The sequence below is a fragment of the Natronosalvus caseinilyticus genome (assembly GCF_017357105.1).
Taxonomy (GTDB): Archaea; Halobacteriota; Halobacteria; order Halobacteriales; family Natrialbaceae; genus Natronosalvus; species Natronosalvus caseinilyticus.
Genome location: NZ_CP071596.1, coordinates 2,472,906 through 2,495,217 on the forward strand (window position 1 = coordinate 2,472,906; position 22,312 = coordinate 2,495,217).

Here is a 22,312-nt window from a genome sequence, read left to right on the forward strand (position 1 = left end):
TTCTGGCTACCAGTCGGACGGGCGACAAATACCGGGTCGGCTCGATCGGGGCCGCTTGAGGGAGTGTCGAGCGAACGTATCAACAGTTATCGGGGTGGGCCACGCGCGTTCTGGTATGACGGCATTTTCCAGCCGAGTGGAAGCGGTGTCGATCAGCGGAATCCGCGAAGTGTTCGAGGCCGCGGGCGAGGACGCGATCAACCTCGGCATCGGACAGCCGGACTTCCCGACCCCCGAGCACGCCCGCCAGGCGGCCGTCGACGCCATCGAGGCCGGGAAGGCCGACGCCTACACCTCCAACAAGGGTACCCTCGAGTTGCGGGAGGCTATTTCCGCGAAGTACGACCGCGACTACGGCCTCGACGTCGACCCGGGCGACGCCATCGTCACCGCGGGCGGCAGCGAGGCGCTCCACCTCGCACTCGAGGCGCACGTCGACCCCGGCCAGGAGGTCATCTTCCCGGACCCAGGTTTCGTCGCTTACGACGCGCTGACGCGACTCGCGAGCGGAACGCCGAAGCCGGTCGACCTGCGCGAGGACCTGACCCTCGACCCCGCCGACGTCGAGGACGCGATCACCGACGACACGGCCGCCTTCGTCGTCAACAGCCCCGGTAACCCGACGGGAGCCGTCCAGAGCGAGGCTGACATGCGCGAGTTCGCCCGCATCGCCGACGAACACGACGTGCTCTGCATCTCCGACGAAGTGTACGAACACATCGTCTTCGACGGCGAGCACCGCTCCCCGATGGAGTTCGCGAGCACCGACAACGTCGTCGTCGTCAGCGCGTGCTCGAAGACCTACTCGATGACCGGCTGGCGGCTGGGCTGGGTCGTCGGCTCGAACCGCCGCATCGAGCGCATGCTCCGGGTCCACCAGTACTGCCAGGCCTGTGCCTCCGCTCCCGCCCAGTACGCAGCCGAAGCTGCCCTTACGGGCCCCCAGGACCCAGTCGAGGAGATGGTCGCCGCCTTCGAGGAGCGCCGCGACGTCGTCGTCGAGGGCCTCGAGGCGGCCGGACTCGAGGTTCCGACGCCCAAAGGCGCGTTCTACGTGATGCCGAAGGTGCCCGAGGGCTGGTGCGACGAGGTCCTCTCCCGGGACGTCGTCGTCGTCCCCGGCGAAGCCTTCGGAGAAAACGGCGCGGGCTACGCTCGACTCTCCTACGCGACCAGCATGGACGAACTCGAGGAGGCCCTCGAGATCATCCAGGAAGCGACCGAAGCGGTGCGGTAGGCTCGGTACGTACAGCGGAACTAGCCCGGTAGTTGGTGGGGTACAATAGGCGAAATAGGCACAATAGGTGGAGTGGGTAAAACAAGTGAAATAGATCGGGAGGGCGGGCAGATCCCGTCGGTTGGTAGATGATCTGACCAGCGTCGATACGTAACTATAGAATCAGTAGCTAACTGATGCATTAATTGAAGTAATGGAGCCAGTACGATGCAGTCAGTGATACTGTTCACTCTTACCCCTCGCTCGAGTCAGCCAGAATTGCCGTACACAGCTCACGAGCGGATTCGAGATGCGTCTTCGCCCGCTCGTGTTCGGGCGAGTCCGCTTCCGCGAGCAAGTGTGCGACCTGTCGAACCCGCTTTCGAGTCGTCGCCCCGTCCAGGTCGTTCTCCGTGGTGTCGCGGGCCACAGCTTCGGCTTCGCCGAGCCAGCGGTTCGTGCGGTGATTGATCGGGAGTTCGGCCGTGGCCTCGAGGTGGTCGTGCAGCCGACGGAGGCGAGCCTCGAGGGAGTCCGGGTCCGGGTCAGCCATCGGTTCACGTACGAACGCCAGCAATGTGGTTGTTCTGGACCGTCGATTCCCTGGTTACTGGCTCGAACGAGAAGAAAAGTGATCGAGGCGGATCGGCTCTAGATGCCTAGAGGCGTTCGACCATCTCGAGCGCGTTCGTCCGACCGGCTCCGAACTCGGGATCGCTTCGACCGTCCGTTCCCTCGGCGCCCTGGGCGATTGCGTCCCAGACTCGCCGAGTGTTGCTGTCAGGTGCGAGTTCGCGAACGAGTCCGGCGAGGCCGGTGACCTGCGGGGCGGCCATCGAGGTGCCGGCGGCCCAGCCGTAGCCGCCGGGAACGGTCGAGTACACGAGGTTGGTGGGGTACGGCCACTCGACCTCGTCGGGGTTCTCGTTGAGGGTCTTCTCGAGGGTCTCGTACCCGCCGCCGGGCGCGCCGACGGCGATCTCGTTCGACCCGTAGTTCGAGTAGAACGCGCGCTCGTCGTTCGGCGCCGTCGCGCTCACCGAGAGCACCCCAGAGAGGCTGTTGGGCAGCGTGAAGAGGCCGCTCTGCTGGAGGTTCGCATCGGAGTTGCCCGCTGAGCCGACGAGCAGGGTTCCGGCGCTCGTGACCGACTGGGCGATCGGTTCCATGACTCGCCGATACTGGTCGGCGTTCGCCGCCGGCGGGATTGGATCCGTACCGATGCTCATGTTGGCGGCGTCGGCCCCGATTTCCGCGGCGTATTCCATGCCGGTAAGAATGTCGCCGAAGGTGGCCCCACCCTCGGCGCCGAAGACCCGAATCGAGACGATGGTCGCGTCGGGGGCCGTACCGAGCATACCGACACTCCCGTTCGCGGCCGTCGTGCCGGCCACGTGCGTGCCGTGATACCCGACGTCGCCCGTGTGGTCGCCGACCTGACCCTCGATGATCGAAATACTCGCGTCGGTGTCGACGGTGAGATCGGGATGCGTGTCGTCGACGCCGGTGTCGATGATCGCGACGGTCCGGCCCGCACCAGTTGCGTGTTCGTGGGCCTCCCTGACCTGCTGTACCTGTTTGTCCCAGAGCAACTGGTCGTAGACCTGGTCGACCGCGGTGCTGTTTTCCGTGTCCGCCATTTCGACGAGGGCGGGCGTCTCGAGTTCGAACGCGAGGTCAGGCAGCGCGAGCGAGACGCCGCTAACGGACTCGAGGTCGTCGGTCGCGTCTGACGGACCGGTCGCGAGAAGCACGCGGCCATTCGCGAGTGTCGACCGAACGTCGAATCCGGCGGCCGAGACGGCATCGGCCGCGTCACCCGTAGTCCTGGCGAGGTAGCGCGCCCGTCCGTCGCTCGCGCTCGCGAGTCCGGTAAACGTCATTGTTGCGCCCAGTGCACCCAGTCCCTGCAAGAGTGATCGTCGTGTCGTCATTGTGTGTGAATGTCCCGTGAGAGGGATAGTATAACACAGGCTACTACCAGTATATATGTTATGTGCTTGCACGTGAGATGAAAGTGACCGATAGCTATACTTCGGCGGGATCGCCAGTCTCGTAACTTCGACAGGAATCGAAATCCTTCGAGGCCGAATCGACGACTACTCTGGATTGCACCAACTACGTATAGAGGTATCCCAGATCGTGTTCTCGCGATTCGAAACACCCCTCCGGTATTATGTTTCGGGCGAACGTCTGGGGAACTATGGCACTCGCCAGACGCGGGTCCGGACTCGGAGCGGGCGCTCGGGCATACTGGTCACAGGTGCATCCGGTGTTCATGCTGCCGCCGCTCGCCGCGTCGCTATTCGGTGCAGTTCTCGCGCGAGGGATCGACCCCGGTGTCGCGAGCGTCCACGTCCTCGCGATGTTCGCGGCGGTCTACACCGCCCACCTCAAGGACGGCTACGTCGACTTCCACGTTCGAGGCGAGGACGACGACCACCCGCTCACCATCGCTGGCTGTCGGGCCGGTCTCCTGGCGTCGTCGCTCCTGTTCGCCGCGTGCTGTCTCTTCCTGTTCCTCACCGTCGACTGGGTCGCCGTCGCGCTCACCGTTCCGACGTGGCTCGTCGCCTATCACCACGCCCCACAACTCGACACGAACCCCCTCACGGCGACGACCGGTTATCCGCTGGGAATCGCTTTGAGCGTTCTGGGCGGGTACTACGCACAGGCGACGGCGATCAGCCTTCTCGCGCTCGGATTCGCGGTCGTCTTCCTCGTCTTGTTGTCGGGTATCAAGGTGATCGACGACACGCAGGACTACGACTACGACCGCTCGATCCGCAAGCGAACCGTCGCCGTCGTCGTCGGTCCGGACCGGGCCTACGCCGTCGCCTACGGACTGATGATCACAGGACTGCTCGTCGTCACCGGCCTGGCTATCGCCCGCGTATTCCCTCCCTCGAGCGTCCTCGCCGTGCTCGCGTTCGGCGCGGTCGCCGTCGTCGCTCGGCGGGCGGAGCCGGAACTGGCGACGATGCTCCTCATCCGGGGTTCGTACATCTTTCTCGCCGTGCTTGTCGCCGCGGTCTGGTTCGAGCCGCTCGAGGCCCTGTTTTAGATGACCGACTCCTCGACAGACGGGCTGACGCTCCCCGTGTGGGCGTAGATGCCGACGACCAGGAGGAGTCCCGCGAGGAGGGCGATTCCCGCGCTGGCGGCGTACATCACCTCGAAACCGACGGTCCTCGCCAGCGGGAGGGCCACCAGGGGACCGAGTCCACCGCCGACGTCGCCGAGGACGTTGTTCGTTCCCATCGCCCGCCCCATTCGGGCTTCAGGGGTGAGGTCCGCCAGGAGGGCCGTGAGCGGACCGCCGACGCCACCCTGGCCGGCACCGATGAGGGCACAGCCGGCGACCACGGCGACGAACGAGCCGGCGAGGGTCAACACCAGGAAGCCGACCGCGTTCAACAGCAGGAAGGCCACGAGCACGGGAACTCGCGCGCCGACGGTGTCGCTCGCGACGCCACCGGAGATGGTAAAGATGGCTCCCATGAGCACGGTAATCGCCATGAGCATCCCCGAGGTACCCTGCTCCCCGAAGTTGACGTCGAAACCCAGGAGCGTCGTCGAAATGGTCAGCGACTCGGCTCCGAGGTAGAGCACCAGCGTCGAAAACAGGATTCCCACGTAGGCGAAGTAGAGCCCGAAGTTCACGAACCCGACCGTCAGCGCCGGTACCGTCACCTCGAGGTCGAGCGGACTCACCGACGAATCGTGTTCCTCGACGTGGGTCTCCGGAACCACGGCGTAGGCGATGACGCTCGCCAACCCGGCGAAGGCCGCCGCGAGGACGAACGCCGTCGAGTTGCCGTACACCTCGCTCGCGACTCCGCCGAGGACCAGCCCCGCCGGAAACCCGAACGTGATCCCCGCCCGGACGATGCCCATGCTCGTTCCCCGAGAGTCGGCCTCGCTCACGTCCGCGGTGATGGTGTACGCCGTCGCGAACACGAGCGCGCTCCCAAGGCCCCAGCAAACCCTGGCAAGCACGAACCAGGCCTCCGGGCTCGAGGAGACGACGCCCACCGCGGAACCGAGAGGCGTGTCGGGCCTCGAGGCGTAAATCGCGAGCACGTACCCGAATGTGGCCACGCCTTCGACCGCCAGTCCGACGACGAACGGCGTGCGGGTGCCGATCCGGTCGATGAGCACGCCTGCGGGCGCGTTCGCCACTAGCCGCGTCCAGCGGTTCGCCGAGAGGATGAGCCCCACCATGACCGCCGAGATGCCGAGCACCTCGCCGAGGTTCGGCAAAATCGGGAAGACGACCCCGCCGCCGAAGCCGACGAAGAAGGTACTCGCGACGACGGCGAACACGACGCGGCGGGGGCTGGGTTCGGCAGGGCTCGAGTCGGACACGGCGAGACACTCGGTGTTTCGTTTCGAGACACGGTCGATGCCCGTTTGGTTCTTGCGAAGGCGGCACTCGAGGGGCGAACGCGAGTTCGACGACGCTGATGAAAAGTAGCGCTTCCGGATGCGTTAAGGCGCTTCCAGACGCCGTCAGAACGTATCCAACTCGCCGTCAATGACGCGCTGAGTGATGTCCGTGACGTTCGCGAGGCCGTCGTCCACGATAGCCTCGATTTCGGGGCGGACAGTCTCGAGGTCGACGTCGTCCTCGGTGACGACGTGGACGTCCGCGACGTGGGGTTCGTCGATCGGGCGCCCGATCTGGCTCAGGAGGCGTACCCGGAGGTCACGGATACCGTCGACTTCGCTCACGACGTTCTCCGCGATGTCCGTCGAGAGGAGATTGTAGATCTTGCCGATGTGGTTGACCGGGTTCTTCCCGCTCGTGGCCTCCATCGACATCGACCGATTGGGGGTGATGAGGCCGTTCGCGCGATTGCCGCGGCCGACGGAGCCGTCGTCACCCTGTTCGGCGGAGGTGCCGGTGACGGTCAGGTAGATCGACCCGGACTCGACGGCGTCGGCGGTGTTGACGTAGACCGAGACGTCGCGGCCGGTGTACTCGCTCGCGACGTCGGCGACGTACTCGCGAACCGACGCGACGGCCTCGACGTAGGCGTCCATGTCGGGCACGTGCTCGTCGATCATCGCCGCGGCGACGGTCACGTCAATGCTGTCGCCCTCGCGCTTGCCCATGATCTTCACGTCCGAACCGAGGTAGGGGTTCTCGGCGGCGAACTCGCGGTTGAGTCGCTGCTCGGCGTTGTAGACGATCTCTTCGGTCTCCGACAGCGGCGCGTGACCGACGCCGAAGCTCGTGTCGTTGGCCATCGGCACCTGCACCTCGTCCTCGCCGAAGACGTCCTGCAGGTCGCCGCTCCCCTCGCCCAGTTTCACGTCGACGACGACGTCCTCGCCGAAGGTGAGCTTGGGAATCTCGGCCTCGAGGTACTTCCGGGCGGCCGTCAGCGCGATGCGTTCGGTGGGGATGGTCTGTCCATCGTAGTGTTTGGTCGCGCGACCGACGATCAAAATGTAGATCGGGTCGACGACCTCGCCACCGCCAAAGGCGGGGGCGGCCTCGCCGGCGACCAGCTGGGTCTCGTCCGTGTTGAAGTGAAGCACCTTCCCGACCCGGTCGAGGTACTCGCGGGCGAGTGCGCTGCCGACGCTCTCGGCGATCCCGTCACAGATCGAATCGGGGTGACCGATCCCCTTTCGCTCGACGATTTCGACTTCCTGGTCCTCGACCGCGCTGCGGTCGATCCGTTCGACCCTGATGTTCCGTTCGCTCATTACTCGAGGTTGCGCTTGGGTGGTTCTATAACTTGCGAAAACGTTGACGGACGGAAATATGCTTCGAGGTTATACACCGATGGCCGGGTCTGTGCATCGTTCGACTGTCGAATACTCGAGCGGTCGCGTCTCACGGTGTACTGGTGCGAGAGTGAAGATGATGACCTGTCGACGGCGGTGCTGTCTGATCCTTTTGAGGCCCAGTGCGACCGACACAGGAAGGAGAAACAGTGGTGAGCGCGACTTGGTGACCGAAACCGATTTACCAGTTAGTGTTGACGTAATTCCATGTCTTTCGTCCACAATCGGCGACGTATTCCTGCCCGGTACGGCATCGTCCTCGGAGCGATTGTATTGGGTAGCTTCGCCTACGCGGTGATCACCGCGAAGATCCTCCTCTGGGTATGGGGGCTCTTCGCGGTGCTCTCCGTCGGGATCTCCGTGTTCGTGGTCTACCTCTTCTACAGGCTGGTGCGTGCTGTCGAACGAATCGCCTCCGAACAGTGATCGAGGATCAGTTCGCTCGAGTCACGGGTGTGCGGAAACGGTGGACTCCGCTCTTCGTGCGATCCGGTTGGCGGGGGATTTCGAATAGCGAACGTTCAGAACGGATACACAGTGCCCGTTACGGGTCGTGCGAGCAACTGTCGCCACACTCGCCGGTACACCCACACGCTTTGTCACTGCAGTCGTCACAGCAACTCGCTCGTCGATAGACGGTGAACGCTACTGTGAGACCGACAACGCCGACTAGTACTCCGGGCACCGATCCGAGAAAAGGAACGACGACGGCATCTTTTCCCAGCACGACGATGCTGTATCCTGCCAGAACCCCCGCGACAACCATCACGAAATTGTGTACGGTAACCAGGTTCCGAACGACCGAATAGACGGCGGTTCCGACTTCGTCGCTTCCATCTCGAATACCATGTGGTGCAAGTGATATTCCTCTGCCATACTATTTCGTATATGATTATCGCGGTTCCACAGTCGTCCCGGTGGACCTGGCGCGGCTCAATACCGTAATGAGCGGGCGTTGCACGATCAATCACCGAAAAAAGGCGGCAACAGAATCAAGAAGGTACTCTTTCTCAGTTACTCTCGAGCCTCCGAATTCGCCTACGACGAACTTGCGCTGATCGCCCGTTCCCACCGCCCGGGTCGTCGGGGTCCAGAAGACCTATTGTCGAGGCATCGATCAATCGACGCATGCCGGGTGCACGCATCACGAGCGGCGAACGGATCACGCTTCGTACGGTGGAGCGAGAGGACGTCCCGTTTCTCCAGCGGGCGTTCGCCAACCCCGAGATCAGGTATCCGATCGGCAACCCTCTCGGGAATCAGGAGCAAGTCGAGATTCCCACTGAAGACGACGACAGCGACCAGTTTCTCGTCTGCCTCGACGACGGGCGACCGGGCCAACCCGACGAGGACGACGTGGAGCGCCTCGGCGTCGTCTACGTCGGCGACGCCCACTACCGACGACCGGAACTGGGCTACTGGCTCGCGCCGGCGTACCACGGTCAGGGGTACGGCTCCGAAGCCCTCTCGCTCGTCGTCGACTACGTCTTTCGGGTCTACGATCACCCTGCCGTCGGTGCCGGCGTCTTCGACTTCAACGATGCCTCTCGAGGCCTGCTCGAGTCCCTCGGTTTCGAGGAGGAGGGACGGATCCGTCGTGATCGGTTCATCGACGGCGCGTATCGCGACACGATTCAGTACGGCCTCCTCCGCGAGGTATGGCGAGAGCGGTAGTTCGGCGTCGTCGATGAACAGTGCCGGGAACGGTCACCCCGGTCGACACGTCGGAATCGTGTTCCCTGTGAGCTGTGAACTTATACCACTCGAGGGCGTACACGACTCCGGTGTTCCTAATGGGCAAAGACATCCTCATGATCGTCGGCGACTTCGGCGAAGACCTCGAGATAATGGTCCCGTTCCAGGCACTGCAGATGGTCGGCCACGACGTCGATGCCGTGTGTCCGGACAAGGAAGCGGGCGAGACGGTCAAGACGGCGATTCACGACTTCCGCGGAGACCAGACGTACCTCGAGGAGCGCGGCCACGACTTCGAGTTGAACGCGACGATGGACGAGATCGATCCGGGCGACTACGACGCGCTGTGCGTCCCTGGCGGCCGCGCGCCGGAGTACCTCCGGACCTACGAGGAGGTCATCGACGCCGTCCAGCACTTCTTCGAGGAAGACAAACCCGTGGCGACGCTCTGTCACGGCCCGCAGATTCTCGCGGCGGCGGACGTCCTGGAGGGCTACGAGATGACGTCGTACCCGGCGGTCCGCGCGGAGTGTGAGGCGGTTGGCTGTTCGTGGGTCGACGGCGTCGTCCGCGACGGCAACCTCGTCACCGGCCAGGCCTGGCCCGACCACGCCGAGTGGCTCGCGGCGTTCCTCGATCTGCTCGGAACGGACATTAGCCACGCCGAGGCCGCGACGGCCGACTGAATCGTCCGGTTTCGAAATCCCTTCTCCGCCCTGCTACCCCGCTCACCCCTCGAGCACGAGTTCCAGGTACGACGTTCGAAGCTGTGCCGCGGGATCGAGGTCGAGGCGCTCGAGGATGGCTGCCGCTCCCTCACGGAGTTCCTCGATCTCGGCTTCGGTCTCGGCGTCGGCCTCCACCTCGACGAACTCGCCGGCCCCCTCGACGGCGTCGAGCGTGACGGTGTACCCCTCGAGCGAGTAGCGCTCGCGGCGTTTTTCGACCGTCGCGACGGGCTCGAAGCCGAGTTTCGTGAGCGCAGCGTCCATCGTCTCGCCGTCGCCGACCGCGGTCTCGTGTTCGGCGCGGGTCTTCGAGTCGTCCTCGAGCAGTGGCCCTTTGTAGGTCACTCGAGTCTCGTGGTCGACGTCGTTCAGGGCGACGGCGGTGTCGGCGTCAGCGTCGGCGTCCGCGTCCATCGCCTCTCGTCGAATGCGCAGCGCCTCGTCGGACTCGGCGAACGACCGGTGAGGGGCGTCGTAGTAGGTATCCGCCTGGACGACCGTCGCCTCGCGCGTCGCGCCGAGGGCCTCGAGACGCGCCCGGATCGCCTCGAGGGTCGCAGGAACCTCGACCTTGAGTTCGACTTCGTACATACGTCGATCGAGGGCCGGGGGCCATAGGAACGTGTCGTTCCGCGGCTGATGCTCGTTCTCGGCCACGAACCCGGTGCTCGAGCGGGGAGGAACTGGAGACGAGCGGAAACCGAGCGCCCGAACGAAAACGTCGGTCTTAAATGCGGACGGCTGATGGTACCACGTATGACCGAGGAAGAGGAGGCCGAGACATCGGCCGATGACGTCGAAACGGAAGCCGAAGACACCGAAGCCGAGGAGAGCGAGGCCGAGAACGGGTTCCAGCCCGGCGACTTCGTGAAGATTGCCTACACCGCCCGCACCGTCGAGGGCGACCAGCTCGTCGACACGACCGACGCCGAGGTCGCCGAGGAGGAGGGCGTCGACGCCCAGGACCGAGAGTTCGCCCCGCGAACGATCGTCCTCGGAGAAGGCCACATCTTCGGCGCCGTCGAGGACGCCATCATCGGCAGCGAGGCCGGCGAGGAGGGCGAGGTCACCATCCCCGCCGAAGAGGCCTTCGGAGAGTACGACAACGACGCCCTCGAGACGATCAGCGCGGACAAGATCGACGAGGACGACCGCTACCCCGGCGCGCACGTCCACGTCGACGGCCGCCACGGCTACATCAGCACCATCGTCGGCGGGCGCGCCCGCGTCGACTTCAATCACCCCCTCGCTGGTGAGGACGTCGTATACGAGTACGAGGTCGTTGAGGAAGTCGACGACCGCGAGGAGCAGGCCGCCGGTCTCTTCGGAATGTACCTCGAGACGGAGCCCGACCTCTGGATCGAAACCGACGAGGTCGAAGAGGAGGTTCCCGTCGAGCCTGACGACGATGACGAAGAAGACGAAGACGCCGAACCCGAGTTCGAGACCGAAGTCGTCGAGAAGGAGACCCTCTACGTCGAGTCCACGCCCCAGATGGCGATGAACCAGCAGTGGATGTTCCAGAAGCAACAGATCGCCCAGGACGTCATGGACAAGGTCGGCGTCGACCGCGTCATCGTCCAGGAAGTCATCGAGGGCATGGGTGGCATGATGGGCGGTATGGGTGGCATGATGGGCGGTATGGGCGGCGGTGGCGAAGCCGACCTCGAGGCGGCACTCGAGGACGCCGACGTCGACGCCGACGAAATCGTCGAGGAACTCGAAGCCGAAGTCGAAGCCAACGACGAGTAAGCCCATCTTTTCCGATTCTTTCGCGTTCCCAACAGCGGTAGCTGTAGCTCGGCACTTCTCGAGGAGACGCATGCATCGGTCCGAAGAGACGTACTGATCGGCCGATACTGTGATAGTCGTTCACTTTTTTGTAGACGACAATGCGGCACATCCTCCCAGTACGTTCGGTAGCCGACGGCCAGCGCGTCGTGATGGCTCTCGGCGCCGCGTACGTCGCGTTGTCCGTCTTCCCCGTCGTTTTTCCTGGGAGCGACGAGCTCCCACGGGGCGCCCTCCTGATGGTCGTCGTCCTGACGGCTGGGCCAGGACTGGTTCTGCTCTATGGCGGCTATCGATTGCCACAATCGACCGTTCACGCGGCGCTCTACGGCCGGATCGCCGGCTGGTGTCTCGGCGGGATCGGGATCATGGCCACGATAATCGCCATCTCGAGTCTCGTTAGCGGCCTGACGAGCGTCGTTCCGAACGTGCTAATCCTCACTGCACTGGGCGCCCTCGCCGGGTTCGGAATGGGCGTCTACGACGCTCAGGCTCGGACGCGAGCACGGGAGGCCGAGCAACGGAGCCAGGAACTCGCCTACCAGAACAATCGACTGGAGGGCTTCGCGGGCATGCTCGCCCACGAATTGCGGAACCCATTGACGATCGCGAAAGGCTACCACGAGCAGTCCCGTCCGCGGGACGAAGACGCCGCCAGACAGGTGGCACTCGCCCACGAGCGTATCGAGGAGATGATCGACATCCTCCTCGTCATCGTCCGTGAATCACCCGTCCACGTCGACGAGGAGCGGGTCGACCTCGCGGTCGTGGCCGAGCAGGCGTGGGACGCCACCGAGGAAACGGCGACGGCCACGCTCGTCCTCGACACCGACCGATCGATCCGCGGCGACGCGGTGCACCTGCATCACCTCCTGGCGAACCTCTTTCAGAACAGCGTAGAGCACGCTCACGAGGGCGTGACCGTTCGCGTCGGCGACCTCGAGGACGGCTTCTTCGTCGAGGACGACGGCCCCGGCATCCCGCCGGAGACACACAGCCAAGTCGTCGAACCGGGTTTTACGACGAGCTCGCGCGGGACCGGGCTCGGCCTGACGCTCGTCACGCAGCTAGCCGCGATCTACGACTGGGAGTGGGCGCTCGCTGAGAGTGGAGACGGCGGCGCGCGATTCGAGTTCACCGAGGTCGACCTCGCGTAATCCGTTCCTGAGACTCGCGTAGCCCGTTGCCGAGAGTTGAATCGCGCGTTGCCGAGACTCGAGCAGCCCGCTCTCGAGACCCGAACCGTCCGTAACAGCGCCCGTCGTCACGCGATGTCCCGACTCGTGTCGATCTCGACCCGTTCGGAGAGCTGGAGTTTGATGATCTCCGGGGAGGCACCGCCACCGCGGAACTTCGGAATTGCCAGGTGGTTCTCGATCTCGGTTCCGTCGAGGGAGGTTCGTAAATCGAAGACCGCGTCGGCGACGTGCTCGGTGGTCGGCCGGTTGTCGGGCGGGTTGGGTCGCTTGAGACAGTGGAGGACGGCAATCGAGCCAGTCTCGAGCATGTGGGCCTTGAGGTCGTTGAGAAACTCGAGGTAGTCCTCGCCGTCGGCGCGCTCCAGGACGTCCATCGTGTCGATGATGAGGTTCGCGCCGTCGGGCAGGGCGCTGATGAGGCGGGTTGCCTCCTCGAGGGGGTCGGAATCGGTGACCCGGCGAACGGTGGGACTGCCGACGCGGCTCATCGAGGATTCGATGGCGTGGCGGACGGTGTCGTCGGTTCGCTCCGTCGTCAGGTACAGGGTGCCGCGGGCGGCCGTCAGTTCGTACAGGAGCAGTTCCGACTGGCTGGCGGGACTCGCAGTGTAGGCGACGACACAACCCGGAGGCAATCCGCCGTCTAACTTCCGATCCAGCACGTCGATACCCGTTTCCAGCCGACCAACCATGCGATTGTGACCTCTTGTCCCAGCGCCCGCATAACTCTTTGGCCCGAATCGTCGTTCACTCGGGCGGTTCCGGGCGATTCTTCGCTACGGCGTTGTATTAGCTGCCACCCGAAGCCGAATAATCGGCGGACGCACGTCAGACGGCCCAAAACGTTTATTCGGCCGCGAACTGCTTGTAAGAGACAATGGTCGAACTAGGCGACGTATTCGGGGATCTCTTTTCGGACGTCGATGCAGTCGCACTCTTTGCCCCCAGCGGGTCGTACTACGACCGCCTGGCGGCCGTCGACGACCTCGAGGTGATCGTCGTCGGGACCGAAAACACCGTCAACGCAGAGACGTTCGTCGAACTCCCCCTCGAGTTCCAGGACGTCTCCGAGCGGATCCGGTTCGGACTCGAAGGTGGTCTGGAACAGGGCATCATCGAGGACGGCGACGAACTGGCCTGCGCGACGAGCGTCTTCGGCGACGGCATCGACACCGTCTCGCGGGTCCGGGCGAACATCGACAACCAGTCGGGTATCTACAACCTCTTCGCGAAATCGCGGGCCGACCCCGACGTCATCAAGGCCGTCCTCGAACTGGCAGTCGAACTCGGGAAGAAGGGCCAGAAGGGCAAACCCGTCGGCGCGCTGTTCATCGTCGGCGACGCCGGCAAAGTGATGAACAAGTCCCGGCCGCTCTCGTACAACCCCTTCGAGAAGTCCCACGTCCACGTCGGCGATCCGATCGTGAACGTCATGCTCAAGGAGTTCTCGCGGCTCGACGGCGCGTTCGTCATCTCGGACTCGGGCAAACTCGTCTCAGCGTACCGCTACCTCGAGCCCTCTGCGGAGGGCGTCGACATCCCGAAGGGACTGGGCGCCCGGCACATGGCCGGCGGGGCGATCACGCGAGATACGAACGCGATCGCGATCGTCCTTTCCGAGAGTGACGGGATGGTGCGCGCGTTCAAAGCCGGCGAGATTATTCTGGAGGTCGACCCGGAGGAGTACTGACATGGAGATACAGACGCTCGTCGACGAACCCGTCGTGATAGCGCTGGCCGTGCTGGTCCTCGGCCTCGTCGTCGGGTACGTCGTCGGTCGACTGAACGAGGAACTCCTCCGGGCAGCCGAGGTTCCGGAAGCAGTCGAGGGAACGCCGTTCGAGCGAACCGCTCAGTCGCTCGGTACCTCGACGGTCAAGATCGTCGCTCGACTCAGTTCCTGGTTCATCTACGGCATCGCGCTGTTGACGGCGATTCACATCGCTCAGCTCCTGCCGACGGAGGCATTCTGGCAGACCATCTGGACGTTCGTTCCGCAGGTGTTCGTCGCGGTCCTCGTCGTCCTCGTCGGGTTCGTCGTTGCCGACAAGGCCGAACTGGCCGTCAGCGAGTACCTTCGGGGGGTCAAACTTCCCGAGGTCTCGATCATCCCCAGAGTCGTCAAGTACTCCGTCCTCTTCGTCGCCTTTCTCATCGCGCTCGCCCAGATCAACGTGGCGGTCCTGCCACTCTTGATCCTCCTGACCGTCTACACCACCGGCCTCGTCCTGATCGGCGCGTTTGCGTTCAAGGACTTCCTCGTCTCGAGTGCGGTCGGCATCTACCTGCTGCTCAACCAGCCCTACGGGATCGGCGATCGCGTCGAGATCGGCGACCATGCGGGGATCGTCCAGGAAGTGGACCTCTTCGTGACGAAGATCGAGTCGGACTCGAGGGAACACGTCATCCCGAATCGCGTGGTCTTCGAGGACGGGTTCGTCCGGATCCGGGACTGACGGGGTTCGTTCGTACTGTCGATCTACTCTTACTCTGGCTCTCACTCCCGCTCTCCCTCTCAATCGCACCGGTAGCGCGACTCGAGCACCCGATATCCGACGGCCATGTATCCGACGAGCGTCACGACGAACAGCTCGCCGGAACTCGCGATCGGAAAGATTCGCTCGACGTCCGCCGGTTCTGGATCCGACCCGCGCGAGGGATCGAAGCCTGTCGAGTAGTGGGTATCCGCCGTCGTGCCGCGGGCCGTCGACTCCGAGACAGTCGTTCCGGATCCACCGGACTCGAGTTCGATGAACGTCTGGACGAGACCGCGCTGGTCGGTAACCAGGAGTTTCCCCGAGAGGTCGAAGAACCGGTCGTGGACGGGCCAGAAGAGGTTGACACCGTTGTAGAACGCGTCGAGCAAGACGTGGGCGAACAGCACGGCGACGAGGGTCACCCACCCGACCCGGTAGCCGTAGGCACCCCACCGCGAGCGGACGACCGATTTCTCGCGTTTCCAGTCCCAGTACAGGGCGAGTGCGGGAACCAGGACGATCCAGAGATTGTGGAAGGCAGCGCGATGGGTTCCAGGAACGACGATCCCGAGCAGCGTATCGAGGTCGAGGAGGGCAGTGGCGGCCATGATGAACAGGATCGCTCGCGTGTCGAAGCGATCGGCGAGGAGGGCGACCCCGACCAGGCCCGCCAGCCCGACGTGTACGACGGTCGACGGCATGCTCCCCTCTTGGAGTGACGCGTCTTCAGTGTTCGTCTCCCGGTCGGATGCCGGTAGCTACTTGCCGGGCCCGTGAGAGCCAGAGGTATGGGCGGACGTGGACGTGGACGCGGGCCAAAGCGGGAACTGGCGGAGAAGATCGCGGGAGAGATCACGCTGAGCAACGATCCAGGCGCGACGCTTCGAAAGTGGCGAACGGACTTCGACGTCTCCCAGACCGATCTCGCGGGCGAACTCGAGGTCTCCTCGTCGGTGATCTCGGACTACGAGAGCGGCCGTCGAGAGAGTCCCGGTATCGGCGTCGTCCGGCGACTCGTCGAGGGCCTCCTCGAGATCGACGAGCGTCGCGGCGGCGATCGGATTCGACAGTACGGACGGGTGCTCTCGGCGGGCTTCGACAGCGACGTCATCTATGACCTGCGCGAGTACGCGACGACCTACCCGCTCGAGCACGTCTACGAAACCATCGAGGCGACCGAAATCGCCCCGGGTCACTCCGACCGGATCAGCGGTCACACGGTCATCAACAGCATCGAGGCGATCACGCGCCTCTCGAGCGAGGAGTTCTTTCGCCTCTACGGCCAGAGCACCAACCGGGTGCTGGTGTTCACCGGCGTCACGCGCGGCGAGTCGCCGCTGGTCGCCCTTCGCGTCGTCAACCCGACTCCCAACGCCGTGGTCCTCCACGGACTCGAGCCCGACGACCTCTGGGAGCACGCCGCCGATCTGGCGCGAATCGATGGCTACGCGCTGTCGACGTCGACGCTGCCGCTCGAGGAGTTGCTGGAGCGGCTGGCCGGGCTCGAGTGAGGTGTGGCCTGCTGAACGCTACTGCCGAAGGATGAACGTTGAGCGTTTCCGTTGAACGCTACTGCTGAGTGTTTAACGCTGAGCGCTTCTGTTGAGCGCAACTGCTGAAGGGTGAACGTCGATCGCTCAGGCGACCTGTTCTTCGTACTCCTCGGCAGTGAGCAGGTCCTCGAGTTCGCTCTCGTCGTCGGGGTCGACCGCGAGCATCCAGCCCTCGTCGAAGGGGTCCTCGTTGACGAGTTCGGGAGCGTCGAACAGGTCCTCGTTGACGGCCGTGACCGTGCCACTGATCGGCGCGTACAGATCGGAGACCGCCTTGATCGACTCGACGACGCCGAAGCTCTCTCCCGCCGTAACGTCTTCGCCCTCGTTGGGCAGTTCCACGAAGACCACGTCCCCGAGTTCGTCCTGCGCGAAGTCGGAGATACCGATTCTGACGCCGTCGTCTGTCTCGAGTGCCCACTCGTGCGATTCCTGGTACCGTCGGTCGTCTGGGGTATCGAAGCTCATTATACTGTATCGACGAAGGGAGGCGTTTCAATCTTTGCCTTTTTGGGCCGGCCGCGGACGTCGACGCGGATCTTCGTCCCGGCATCGGCGTACTCGACGGGCACGTAGCCCAGACCGATGGCCGCCTCGAGCGTCGGACTCATCGTCCCGCTCGTGACCGTCCCGATGACGTCGCCGTCGGTGGTCGTGATGTCGTAGCCGTGGCGGGCGATCCCGCGGTCGACGAGGCGGAAGCCGACGAGTTTCTCCTCGACGCCCTCCTCTTTCGTGCGTTCGAGTGCGTCCCGACCGACGAACTCGGTGTCGAGTTTGACCGTGAACCCGATGCCACACTCGTACGGTGTGCGCGGGTTCGTCTCGCGGTCGAAGTCCTGCCCGGCCAGGACGAACCCGGCCTCGAGGCGGAGGGTATCTCTCGCGCCCAGGCCGCAGGGCTGACAGTCGAAGGCCGACCAGACGGATTCTGCGTCGTCCCACGGGGCGATGACCTCGAGGCCGTCCTCGCCGGTGTAGCCGGTTCGGGCGATCCAGCACTCGGATTCGGATTCGGACTCCGTACCCTCGATCGTCGTGTACGTCGCCTCGAACCGGCTGAGATCGCTCACGCGGTCAGGATCGGCGACGACGTCGAGCGCCAGTTCGCGGGCGCCCGGCCCCTGGATCGCGAACATCGCGTACTCGTGCGTCTGGTTTTCGACGGCCGCCTCGAGCCCCCACTTGTCGCGGTGGGTTCGCCAGCGCTCGGTCATGGCCTCGTCGTTCCCGGCGTTCGGGATGAACAGGAAGACGTGGTCGTCACCCTCGTCCGGGAGTCGATAGATAACCGTGTCGTCGATGATCACACCGCCCTCGTCGGTGATCGTCGCGTACTGCGAATCACCGACGTCGAGGGCGGTCACGTCGTTCGACGTGAGTCGTTGCATCAACGCCCGAGCGTCTGGGCCGCTGACCTCGATCTCGCCCATGTGGGAGACGTCGAACTTGCCGACGGATTCCCGGACTGCGCGGTGTTCTTCCTGAATCGAGTCGAACTCGACCGGCATCTCCCAGCCGCCGAATTCGGTGACTTTCGCTCCCCGCTCGTCGTGGACCCCACGCAACGGCGGCATCTGCAGCGACATACTCGTCACGTCACCCGCTGGTAAGTAATGTTTTTACATTCAGCCGGTGCTCGAGGAGCCAGTTCTTTCAAAAAAAGCGGGGTGTACGGTGGGTGCCTGCCGTGATGGCGAGGGTGATTGGCTGGCGTTACTTGCCGAGTTCTTCGACGGAGAGGGTGTAGTACCCGCTGCCGCTGTAGGAGTCGACGAGGATGCCGAGCTCTTCGTCACCGGAGAGTGAGACGGTAATCTCTTCGTTGCTGTCGTAGGTGATCGAGCGCTCGTCGTAGTCCCAGGTCGACGGCGTGCGACCATCGAGGGTCAGGTAGAGGTCGAAGTCGGCGTCGGACGGGCCGGAGAGCGTCACTGTCGCGCTACACGGGTTCGCAGTCTGGAGCGAGTACGTGTAGGAGTGACTGGATCCGCTGTATAGGTAGTCCGAAGCCGAGGCCGACTCGACGACGTCACCGCACTCTCCGCCGGGGTCGTCCGGGTCGTCTGGGTCGTCCGGATCATCCGTTCCGCCCTCGACGATGTTCAGGGCGTCGACGCGGCCGGCACCCTGTTCGTCGGACGGGAGGCCGATGTCGACGGCGGAGTCCTCGAGACGCTGCCAGAGGTCGGCCACCGTATCGCCGGGATGGGCCGCCTTCCCGAGGGCGGCGACGCCCGCCGCGGCTGGACAGGCCATCGACGTCCCGGAGAGTTCCTCGTAGGAATTCCCGGGAACGGTCGAAAGGACGTTGGCACCGGGAGCGGCGACGTTGATCTCGGGGCCCTTGTTCGAGAAGTTCGCGAGATTTTCTTGCTCGTTGAGCGCCGAAACCGCCATACAGTTTTCGTACGCGGCCGGGTAGGAAACCGGTCCCCCGTAGTCGTTACCCGCTGCGGCGATGGGGAGCGAGCCGCTGTCGTAGGCGTAGTCGATTGCGTTTCGCATCGTAGTGTTCGAACCGCCACCACCGAGGGACATGTTGATGATGTCCGCGTTCTGGTCGGCAGCCCACTGGATGGCGTCCGCGATGTCGGAGAGCGACCCACCGCCGTCCGCGCCCAGCGCGCGGCCGGAGAGGATTCGAGAGTTGGACATGCCAGCGATCCCCGTTCCGTTGTTCGTCGTCGCGGCGGCGATACCGGCGACGTGGGTCCCGTGGTTCTCGCTGTTGTTCACGGGGGCGGGATCCTCGTCGTTATCGACGAAGTCGTACCCCTCGTCGCCCGAGAACCGGTCCGCGAGGTCGGGATGGCTGTAATCGACTCCCTGGTCGACGACGGCGACCGTCACGTCCATCGAGCCCAGCGTCGTGTCCCACGCCTGGTCGGCGCGAACCTGCTGGGGAGCGTACTGCTGGCCGTAGTTCGGGTCGTTCGGCTCGAGCTGAGTGTAGTACGTCGCGTTTCGCTCCGCGTACTCGACTTCCGGTCGTCGCTCGAGCTGGTCGATGATCGAGTCCATCGTGCCGACTCGATCCTCGTCGACCTCGAGCGCCATGTAGCCGAGTGTCTCGTTCTCGTGAACGACGGCGGCGTGGTCGGGTGTATTCTCTTCGACTTTGGTTCGCGCAGTGGCCAACCCCACCGTGTTCGATTTTCCGACGAGAATTTCGTTCTCCTTCGGGCCGGGGGTACGTCCGGGAGTAGCGGCGGTGATCCCGCCAAGACCCATGAACGCACCGAGGGCGCCGGCTGCTTTCAGTACGGAACGGCGATCGTAACCTGGACTGCCATGTTCTGGCATGGTGTGGCTATGCGTACCGCTATCTATAATTAAATAGTTGTGAAACTCGTTGGAATTTACTGTCAATGGATCAATTGATTTGAGATTCAGGTGTTGGGAAAGTAAATATCGGGGCGAATATTGATCGATTCGGGTTTGAAATATACCTGGAGAGAAGAAAACAACGAAATATAAGTTTATTAAAATAATCTATTGCCAGGGGAGGATAGTTGGCTGGATACACCAATTTCCGACTGACGGGATGGCGGCGACGCTAGTACTGTAACGAGGAATAGCTCCGCATCTCGAGTCTCTTCGCTACACCTATTGTACCGCACTGGCTACCGTGACCGTGAGTATGCTCGAGTCCGTGCGCGAGTGGGTGTCGGCCGACCAATCGAGACCGTCGGGAGTCGGCCTCTTCGTCGACGGACCGAACGTCTTTCGCGAGGAGTTCGACGTCGACCTCGACGACCTTCGAACCGCCGTCTCCGACCAGGGTCGAACCGCGATTCGCCGGCTCTACCTCGACGAACACGCCACGCCAGGGCTGATCCAGGCGGCCGAGGCTCGAGGCTTCGAGGTGGTCATCACCAGCGGCGACGTGGACGTCAAACTCGCCGTCGACGCCACGGCGAGCGTGGTTGAGGATCAAATCGACGTCCTCGCCATCGCCTCGCGCGACACGGACTTCAAACCCGTTCTCGAGTACGCCGGCGCGAAGGGCGTGGAGACGGTCGCCATCGCCCCCGGTTCGTACGGACGGTCGGACGCCCTCCAGAACGCCGCCGACACGGCGTTGACGCTCGAGGACTGACTCGAGGCGACATCTGTTCGAACGGCGAGACGTTCACGAGCCATTGTTTCGAGCGTCGAGCGGGTCGCGTCGAAGCCGATGTCTTTTCTGCCACCTCACCTAACGTCGATCCATGCTCGATCACGAGACGCCGATCCTCGACGATCACCTCCACCTCGACCCGGATCACGGCCGCGGTCTCGAGGCGGTCGACGACTTCGCACGATTGGGCGGGACACACCTTCTGGTCGTCAACAAACCTTCCTGGCACCTCGACGTCGAAGCCGACGCGGGCGAGGACTTCCGACCGGTCTTCGAGCGAACCCTCGAGATCGTTTCCGAAGCGAGCGAGCGACTCGAGGGCCGCGCCTGGCCCGTCCTGGGCGTCCATCCCGGACTGATCTCGCGGCTGGTCGACGAACGCGGAAAGACTCCGGACGAAGCCGAATCCATCATGCGGGCCGGCCTCGAGGTCGCCGCCGAGTACGTCGACGCGGGCGACGCGCTGGGGCTGAAATCGGGACGTCCGCACTACGACGTCGACGACGAGGTCTGGGCCGCGTCGAACGACGTCATGCGCCACGCGTTCGAACTCGGTGCCGACCTCGAGTGTGCCGTCCAACTCCACGCCGAGGCCACCGAGGACCTGACGACGGTCGCCGAGTGGGCCGAGGACGCCGGCTTGCCGGCACACCGGGTCGTCAAACACTACGCCGGCGGCCGCCTCGTGGGCGTCACCCCCAGCGTAATGAGCGAGAAGGATCGCCTCGAGACCGCTGCGGAGGCCGGCGACCCGTTCCTCATGGAGACCGACTTCGTCGACGATCCCGACCGGCCCGGGGCCGTCCTCGGCCCGAAGACGGTCCCGCGGCGGGTTCGCTGGCTCCTCGAGGAGGGGCACGACGAGGCGGTCAGGAACGCCCACGTCGAGACGCCGCAACTGGTGTACGGAATCGACACTGAGGGGACGCTCGGGGAGTCCGAAGCGACGCTCGAGGACTGATCGCCGACGGATTTCGCCGCCGGTCGGGAAAGCGAGGAGTAGAGAAAGGCATTTCAAGCGGCCGGTGTAGGTGAGAGTATGAGCAATTCCCCGACCGAGTTCTATTCGGCCGAACGCTGGCAGAACTGGATCGACCGCATCGACGACGAGGAGATCGATCCGGAAGACGAGTCCTCCGCCCGCCTCCTCCTGAACCTCCAGGACGACACCGCCATCGCCATCGCCAAAATCGTCGCCGCGTACGATGACGGCGAGTTAGAGCAGGAGCAGGCGCTCGAGGAGATTGCCGACGTCCGCGAGATCGTCCTCTCGGAGGTCGATATCGACGACGAGGAGACCCGGATGCTGGTCGACGGCGTCCAGACGAGCCTGGTCTGTGTCTTCATCGCCGCCGAGGAGTACGTCGCCAGCGGCCCGGCCGAGGAGGCGAGCGTCAACGACTACATCGGCGCGGCCGCGGACGCCGAGGCAGAGGAGGACCTGGACGCCGCGCTCGGGTACGCGGCCCAGGCTGGGACGCTCATCATCGACGGTGAGGAACTCGATATGACGATCGCGGAGCAACTCGAGTACGGCCTCGTGACGGAGTGGGTCAACGGCCTGGACAGCCTCCAGAGTGCGATGAGTGATCCGGAAGTCGTCGAGGAAGACGAGTAACCGGCAAGACGGGCGACGAATAGACTGCTTTTCGGGGCTCGCGCTGCGGTCTGGTGGGGGCCAATAAGCGTATACGTCATCGGAACTATCACTGCGTATGATAGGCCGAGGTG

The 22,312-nt window shown here is 64.1% G+C and carries 23 protein-coding genes; 13 read left to right on the top strand and 10 right to left on the bottom strand.

What is annotated here, in order from left to right:
* The first annotated feature begins 115 nt into the window (after positions 1 to 115).
* Positions 116 to 1,237: a pyridoxal phosphate-dependent aminotransferase gene (locus tag J1N60_RS11860; protein ID WP_312907667.1), complete on the top strand. Its 1,122-nt coding sequence runs from the start codon at positions 116 to 118 to the stop codon at positions 1,235 to 1,237.
* Between the two features lie 232 nt (positions 1,238 to 1,469).
* Here J1N60_RS11860 and J1N60_RS11865 read toward each other — a convergent pair whose 3' ends face one another.
* A complete protein-coding gene (locus J1N60_RS11865) occupies positions 1,470 to 1,769 on the bottom strand; it encodes a DUF8152 family protein (RefSeq protein WP_312907669.1) in 300 nt (99 codons plus the stop codon).
* A 106-nt stretch (positions 1,770 to 1,875) separates the two neighbouring features.
* Positions 1,876 to 3,150 (bottom strand): S8 family peptidase, encoded by a 1,275-nt coding sequence (locus J1N60_RS11870; protein ID WP_312907671.1) that lies wholly within the window; start codon positions 3,148 to 3,150, stop codon positions 1,876 to 1,878.
* A gap of 269 nt (positions 3,151 to 3,419) precedes the next feature.
* Between J1N60_RS11870 and J1N60_RS11875 the strand changes: the two genes are divergently transcribed.
* On the top strand, positions 3,420 to 4,280 hold the full coding sequence (locus J1N60_RS11875) for a UbiA family prenyltransferase (protein WP_312907673.1): 861 nt from the start codon (positions 3,420 to 3,422) through the stop codon (positions 4,278 to 4,280).
* Here J1N60_RS11875 and J1N60_RS11880 read toward each other — a convergent pair.
* Together J1N60_RS11880 and J1N60_RS11885 are read right to left on the bottom strand one after the other, a co-directional pair.
* On the bottom strand, positions 4,277 to 5,584 hold the full coding sequence (locus J1N60_RS11880; RefSeq protein WP_312907674.1) for an MFS transporter: 1,308 nt from the start codon (positions 5,582 to 5,584) through the stop codon (positions 4,277 to 4,279). The two genes, J1N60_RS11875 and J1N60_RS11880, sit on opposite strands and share 4 nt — an antisense overlap.
* 144 nt (positions 5,585 to 5,728) lie before the next feature.
* Positions 5,729 to 6,934 carry a methionine adenosyltransferase gene (locus tag J1N60_RS11885; protein WP_312907676.1) on the bottom strand — a complete coding sequence of 402 codons (1,206 nt, stop codon included), beginning with the start codon at positions 6,932 to 6,934 and terminating at the stop codon, positions 5,729 to 5,731.
* Between the two features lie 288 nt (positions 6,935 to 7,222).
* Between J1N60_RS11885 and J1N60_RS11890 the strand changes: the two genes are divergently transcribed.
* The 3 genes from J1N60_RS11890 (at position 7,223) to J1N60_RS11900 (ending at position 9,396) form a co-directional block, all read left to right on the top strand.
* The gene (locus J1N60_RS11890; RefSeq protein ID WP_312907678.1) at positions 7,223 to 7,441 is read left to right on the top strand and encodes a DUF8066 domain-containing protein; all 219 of its coding nucleotides are present in this window, start codon (positions 7,223 to 7,225) and stop codon (positions 7,439 to 7,441) included.
* 702 nt (positions 7,442 to 8,143) lie between these two features.
* Positions 8,144 to 8,689 (top strand): GNAT family N-acetyltransferase, encoded by a 546-nt coding sequence (locus tag J1N60_RS11895; protein ID WP_312907680.1) that lies wholly within the window; start codon positions 8,144 to 8,146, stop codon positions 8,687 to 8,689.
* A 119-nt stretch (positions 8,690 to 8,808) separates the two neighbouring features.
* The gene (locus tag J1N60_RS11900; RefSeq protein ID WP_312907682.1) at positions 8,809 to 9,396 is read left to right on the top strand and encodes a DJ-1/PfpI family protein; all 588 of its coding nucleotides are present in this window, start codon (positions 8,809 to 8,811) and stop codon (positions 9,394 to 9,396) included.
* Positions 9,397 to 9,438: 42 nt separating this feature from the next.
* Here the strand turns inward: J1N60_RS11900 and cyaB are convergent, their stop codons facing one another.
* Entirely contained in the window at positions 9,439 to 10,029 is a 591-nt protein-coding gene (gene cyaB, locus J1N60_RS11905) for a class IV adenylate cyclase (RefSeq protein WP_312907684.1), read from the bottom strand.
* 165 nt (positions 10,030 to 10,194) lie between these two features.
* On the opposite strand from cyaB, the gene J1N60_RS11910 reads away from it, so the two are divergent.
* Positions 10,195 to 11,190 carry an FKBP-type peptidyl-prolyl cis-trans isomerase gene (locus J1N60_RS11910; protein ID WP_312907685.1) on the top strand — a complete coding sequence of 332 codons (996 nt, stop codon included), beginning with the start codon at positions 10,195 to 10,197 and terminating at the stop codon, positions 11,188 to 11,190.
* A gap of 140 nt (positions 11,191 to 11,330) precedes the next feature.
* Positions 11,331 to 12,386: a sensor histidine kinase gene (locus J1N60_RS11915; protein ID WP_312907687.1), complete on the top strand. Its 1,056-nt coding sequence runs from the start codon at positions 11,331 to 11,333 to the stop codon at positions 12,384 to 12,386.
* Positions 12,387 to 12,493: 107 nt separating this feature from the next.
* On the opposite strand, the gene J1N60_RS11920 is transcribed toward J1N60_RS11915, so the two are convergent.
* Positions 12,494 to 13,120, bottom strand: a complete 627-nt coding sequence (locus J1N60_RS11920; protein WP_312907688.1) for an RAD55 family ATPase — start codon at positions 13,118 to 13,120, stop codon at positions 12,494 to 12,496.
* A 185-nt stretch (positions 13,121 to 13,305) separates the two neighbouring features.
* Between J1N60_RS11920 and dacZ the strand changes: the two genes are divergently transcribed.
* Both dacZ and J1N60_RS11930 read left to right on the top strand, forming a co-directional pair.
* The gene (gene dacZ / locus J1N60_RS11925) at positions 13,306 to 14,118 is read left to right on the top strand and encodes a diadenylate cyclase DacZ (protein ID WP_312907690.1); all 813 of its coding nucleotides are present in this window, start codon (positions 13,306 to 13,308) and stop codon (positions 14,116 to 14,118) included.
* 1 nt (position 14,119) lies between these two features.
* A complete protein-coding gene (locus tag J1N60_RS11930) occupies positions 14,120 to 14,884 on the top strand; it encodes a mechanosensitive ion channel domain-containing protein (protein WP_312907693.1) in 765 nt (254 codons plus the stop codon).
* A gap of 59 nt (positions 14,885 to 14,943) precedes the next feature.
* On the opposite strand, the gene J1N60_RS11935 is transcribed toward J1N60_RS11930, so the two are convergent.
* Positions 14,944 to 15,606: a metal-dependent hydrolase gene (locus J1N60_RS11935; protein ID WP_312907695.1), complete on the bottom strand. Its 663-nt coding sequence runs from the start codon at positions 15,604 to 15,606 to the stop codon at positions 14,944 to 14,946.
* Between the two features lie 87 nt (positions 15,607 to 15,693).
* Between J1N60_RS11935 and J1N60_RS11940 the strand changes: the two genes are divergently transcribed.
* The gene (locus J1N60_RS11940) at positions 15,694 to 16,416 is read left to right on the top strand and encodes a helix-turn-helix domain-containing protein (protein WP_312907696.1); all 723 of its coding nucleotides are present in this window, start codon (positions 15,694 to 15,696) and stop codon (positions 16,414 to 16,416) included.
* 126 nt (positions 16,417 to 16,542) lie between these two features.
* Here the strand turns inward: J1N60_RS11940 and gcvH are convergent, their stop codons facing one another.
* The 3 genes from gcvH to J1N60_RS11955 form a co-directional block, all read right to left on the bottom strand.
* Entirely contained in the window at positions 16,543 to 16,926 is a 384-nt protein-coding gene (gene gcvH / locus J1N60_RS11945; protein WP_312907697.1) for a glycine cleavage system protein GcvH, read from the bottom strand.
* Positions 16,926 to 18,047 carry a glycine cleavage system aminomethyltransferase GcvT gene (gene gcvT / locus J1N60_RS11950; RefSeq protein ID WP_312907698.1) on the bottom strand — a complete coding sequence of 374 codons (1,122 nt, stop codon included), beginning with the start codon at positions 18,045 to 18,047 and terminating at the stop codon, positions 16,926 to 16,928. Before gcvT ends, gcvH begins: the two co-directional genes overlap by 1 nt.
* Before the next feature lie 127 nt (positions 18,048 to 18,174).
* Entirely contained in the window at positions 18,175 to 19,764 is a 1,590-nt protein-coding gene (locus J1N60_RS11955; RefSeq protein ID WP_312907700.1) for a S8 family serine peptidase, read from the bottom strand.
* Positions 19,765 to 20,101: 337 nt separating this feature from the next.
* On the opposite strand from J1N60_RS11955, the gene J1N60_RS11960 reads away from it, so the two are divergent.
* The 3 genes from J1N60_RS11960 to J1N60_RS11970 all read left to right on the top strand — a co-directional run bounded on the left by J1N60_RS11960 (position 20,102) and on the right by J1N60_RS11970 (position 22,199).
* Positions 20,102 to 20,560, top strand: coding sequence for an NYN domain-containing protein (locus J1N60_RS11960; protein ID WP_312907701.1), 459 nt, complete (start codon positions 20,102 to 20,104; stop codon positions 20,558 to 20,560).
* Positions 20,561 to 20,672: 112 nt separating this feature from the next.
* A complete protein-coding gene (locus J1N60_RS11965; RefSeq protein ID WP_312907702.1) occupies positions 20,673 to 21,542 on the top strand; it encodes a TatD family hydrolase in 870 nt (289 codons plus the stop codon).
* Between the two features lie 78 nt (positions 21,543 to 21,620).
* Entirely contained in the window at positions 21,621 to 22,199 is a 579-nt protein-coding gene (locus J1N60_RS11970; protein WP_312907704.1) for a DUF2150 family protein, read from the top strand.
* Positions 22,200 to 22,312 lie beyond the last annotated feature (113 nt).

Coding starts and splice junctions, on each gene's coding strand:
- J1N60_RS11860 (WP_312907667.1), top strand. CDS start 116: ATGACGGCATTTTCCAGCCGAGTGGAAGCGGTGTCGATCAGCGGAATC.
- J1N60_RS11865 (WP_312907669.1), bottom strand. CDS start 1,769: ATGGCTGACCCGGACCCGGACTCCCTCGAGGCTCGCCTCCGTCGGCTG.
- J1N60_RS11870 (WP_312907671.1), bottom strand. CDS start 3,150: ATGACGACACGACGATCACTCTTGCAGGGACTGGGTGCACTGGGCGCA.
- J1N60_RS11875 (WP_312907673.1), top strand. CDS start 3,420: ATGGCACTCGCCAGACGCGGGTCCGGACTCGGAGCGGGCGCTCGGGCA.
- J1N60_RS11885 (WP_312907676.1), bottom strand. CDS start 6,934: ATGAGCGAACGGAACATCAGGGTCGAACGGATCGACCGCAGCGCGGTC.
- J1N60_RS11890 (WP_312907678.1), top strand. CDS start 7,223: ATGTCTTTCGTCCACAATCGGCGACGTATTCCTGCCCGGTACGGCATC.
- J1N60_RS11895 (WP_312907680.1), top strand. CDS start 8,144: ATGCCGGGTGCACGCATCACGAGCGGCGAACGGATCACGCTTCGTACG.
- J1N60_RS11900 (WP_312907682.1), top strand. CDS start 8,809: ATGGGCAAAGACATCCTCATGATCGTCGGCGACTTCGGCGAAGACCTC.
- cyaB (WP_312907684.1), bottom strand. CDS start 10,029: ATGTACGAAGTCGAACTCAAGGTCGAGGTTCCTGCGACCCTCGAGGCG.
- J1N60_RS11910 (WP_312907685.1), top strand. CDS start 10,195: ATGACCGAGGAAGAGGAGGCCGAGACATCGGCCGATGACGTCGAAACG.
- J1N60_RS11915 (WP_312907687.1), top strand. CDS start 11,331: ATGCGGCACATCCTCCCAGTACGTTCGGTAGCCGACGGCCAGCGCGTC.
- J1N60_RS11920 (WP_312907688.1), bottom strand. CDS start 13,120: ATGGTTGGTCGGCTGGAAACGGGTATCGACGTGCTGGATCGGAAGTTA.
- dacZ (WP_312907690.1), top strand. CDS start 13,306: ATGGTCGAACTAGGCGACGTATTCGGGGATCTCTTTTCGGACGTCGAT.
- J1N60_RS11930 (WP_312907693.1), top strand. CDS start 14,120: ATGGAGATACAGACGCTCGTCGACGAACCCGTCGTGATAGCGCTGGCC.
- J1N60_RS11935 (WP_312907695.1), bottom strand. CDS start 15,606: ATGCCGTCGACCGTCGTACACGTCGGGCTGGCGGGCCTGGTCGGGGTC.
- J1N60_RS11940 (WP_312907696.1), top strand. CDS start 15,694: ATGGGCGGACGTGGACGTGGACGCGGGCCAAAGCGGGAACTGGCGGAG.
- gcvH (WP_312907697.1), bottom strand. CDS start 16,926: ATGAGCTTCGATACCCCAGACGACCGACGGTACCAGGAATCGCACGAG.
- gcvT (WP_312907698.1), bottom strand. CDS start 18,047: ATGTCGCTGCAGATGCCGCCGTTGCGTGGGGTCCACGACGAGCGGGGA.
- J1N60_RS11955 (WP_312907700.1), bottom strand. CDS start 19,764: ATGCCAGAACATGGCAGTCCAGGTTACGATCGCCGTTCCGTACTGAAA.
- J1N60_RS11960 (WP_312907701.1), top strand. CDS start 20,102: ATGCTCGAGTCCGTGCGCGAGTGGGTGTCGGCCGACCAATCGAGACCG.
- J1N60_RS11965 (WP_312907702.1), top strand. CDS start 20,673: ATGCTCGATCACGAGACGCCGATCCTCGACGATCACCTCCACCTCGAC.
- J1N60_RS11970 (WP_312907704.1), top strand. CDS start 21,621: ATGAGCAATTCCCCGACCGAGTTCTATTCGGCCGAACGCTGGCAGAAC.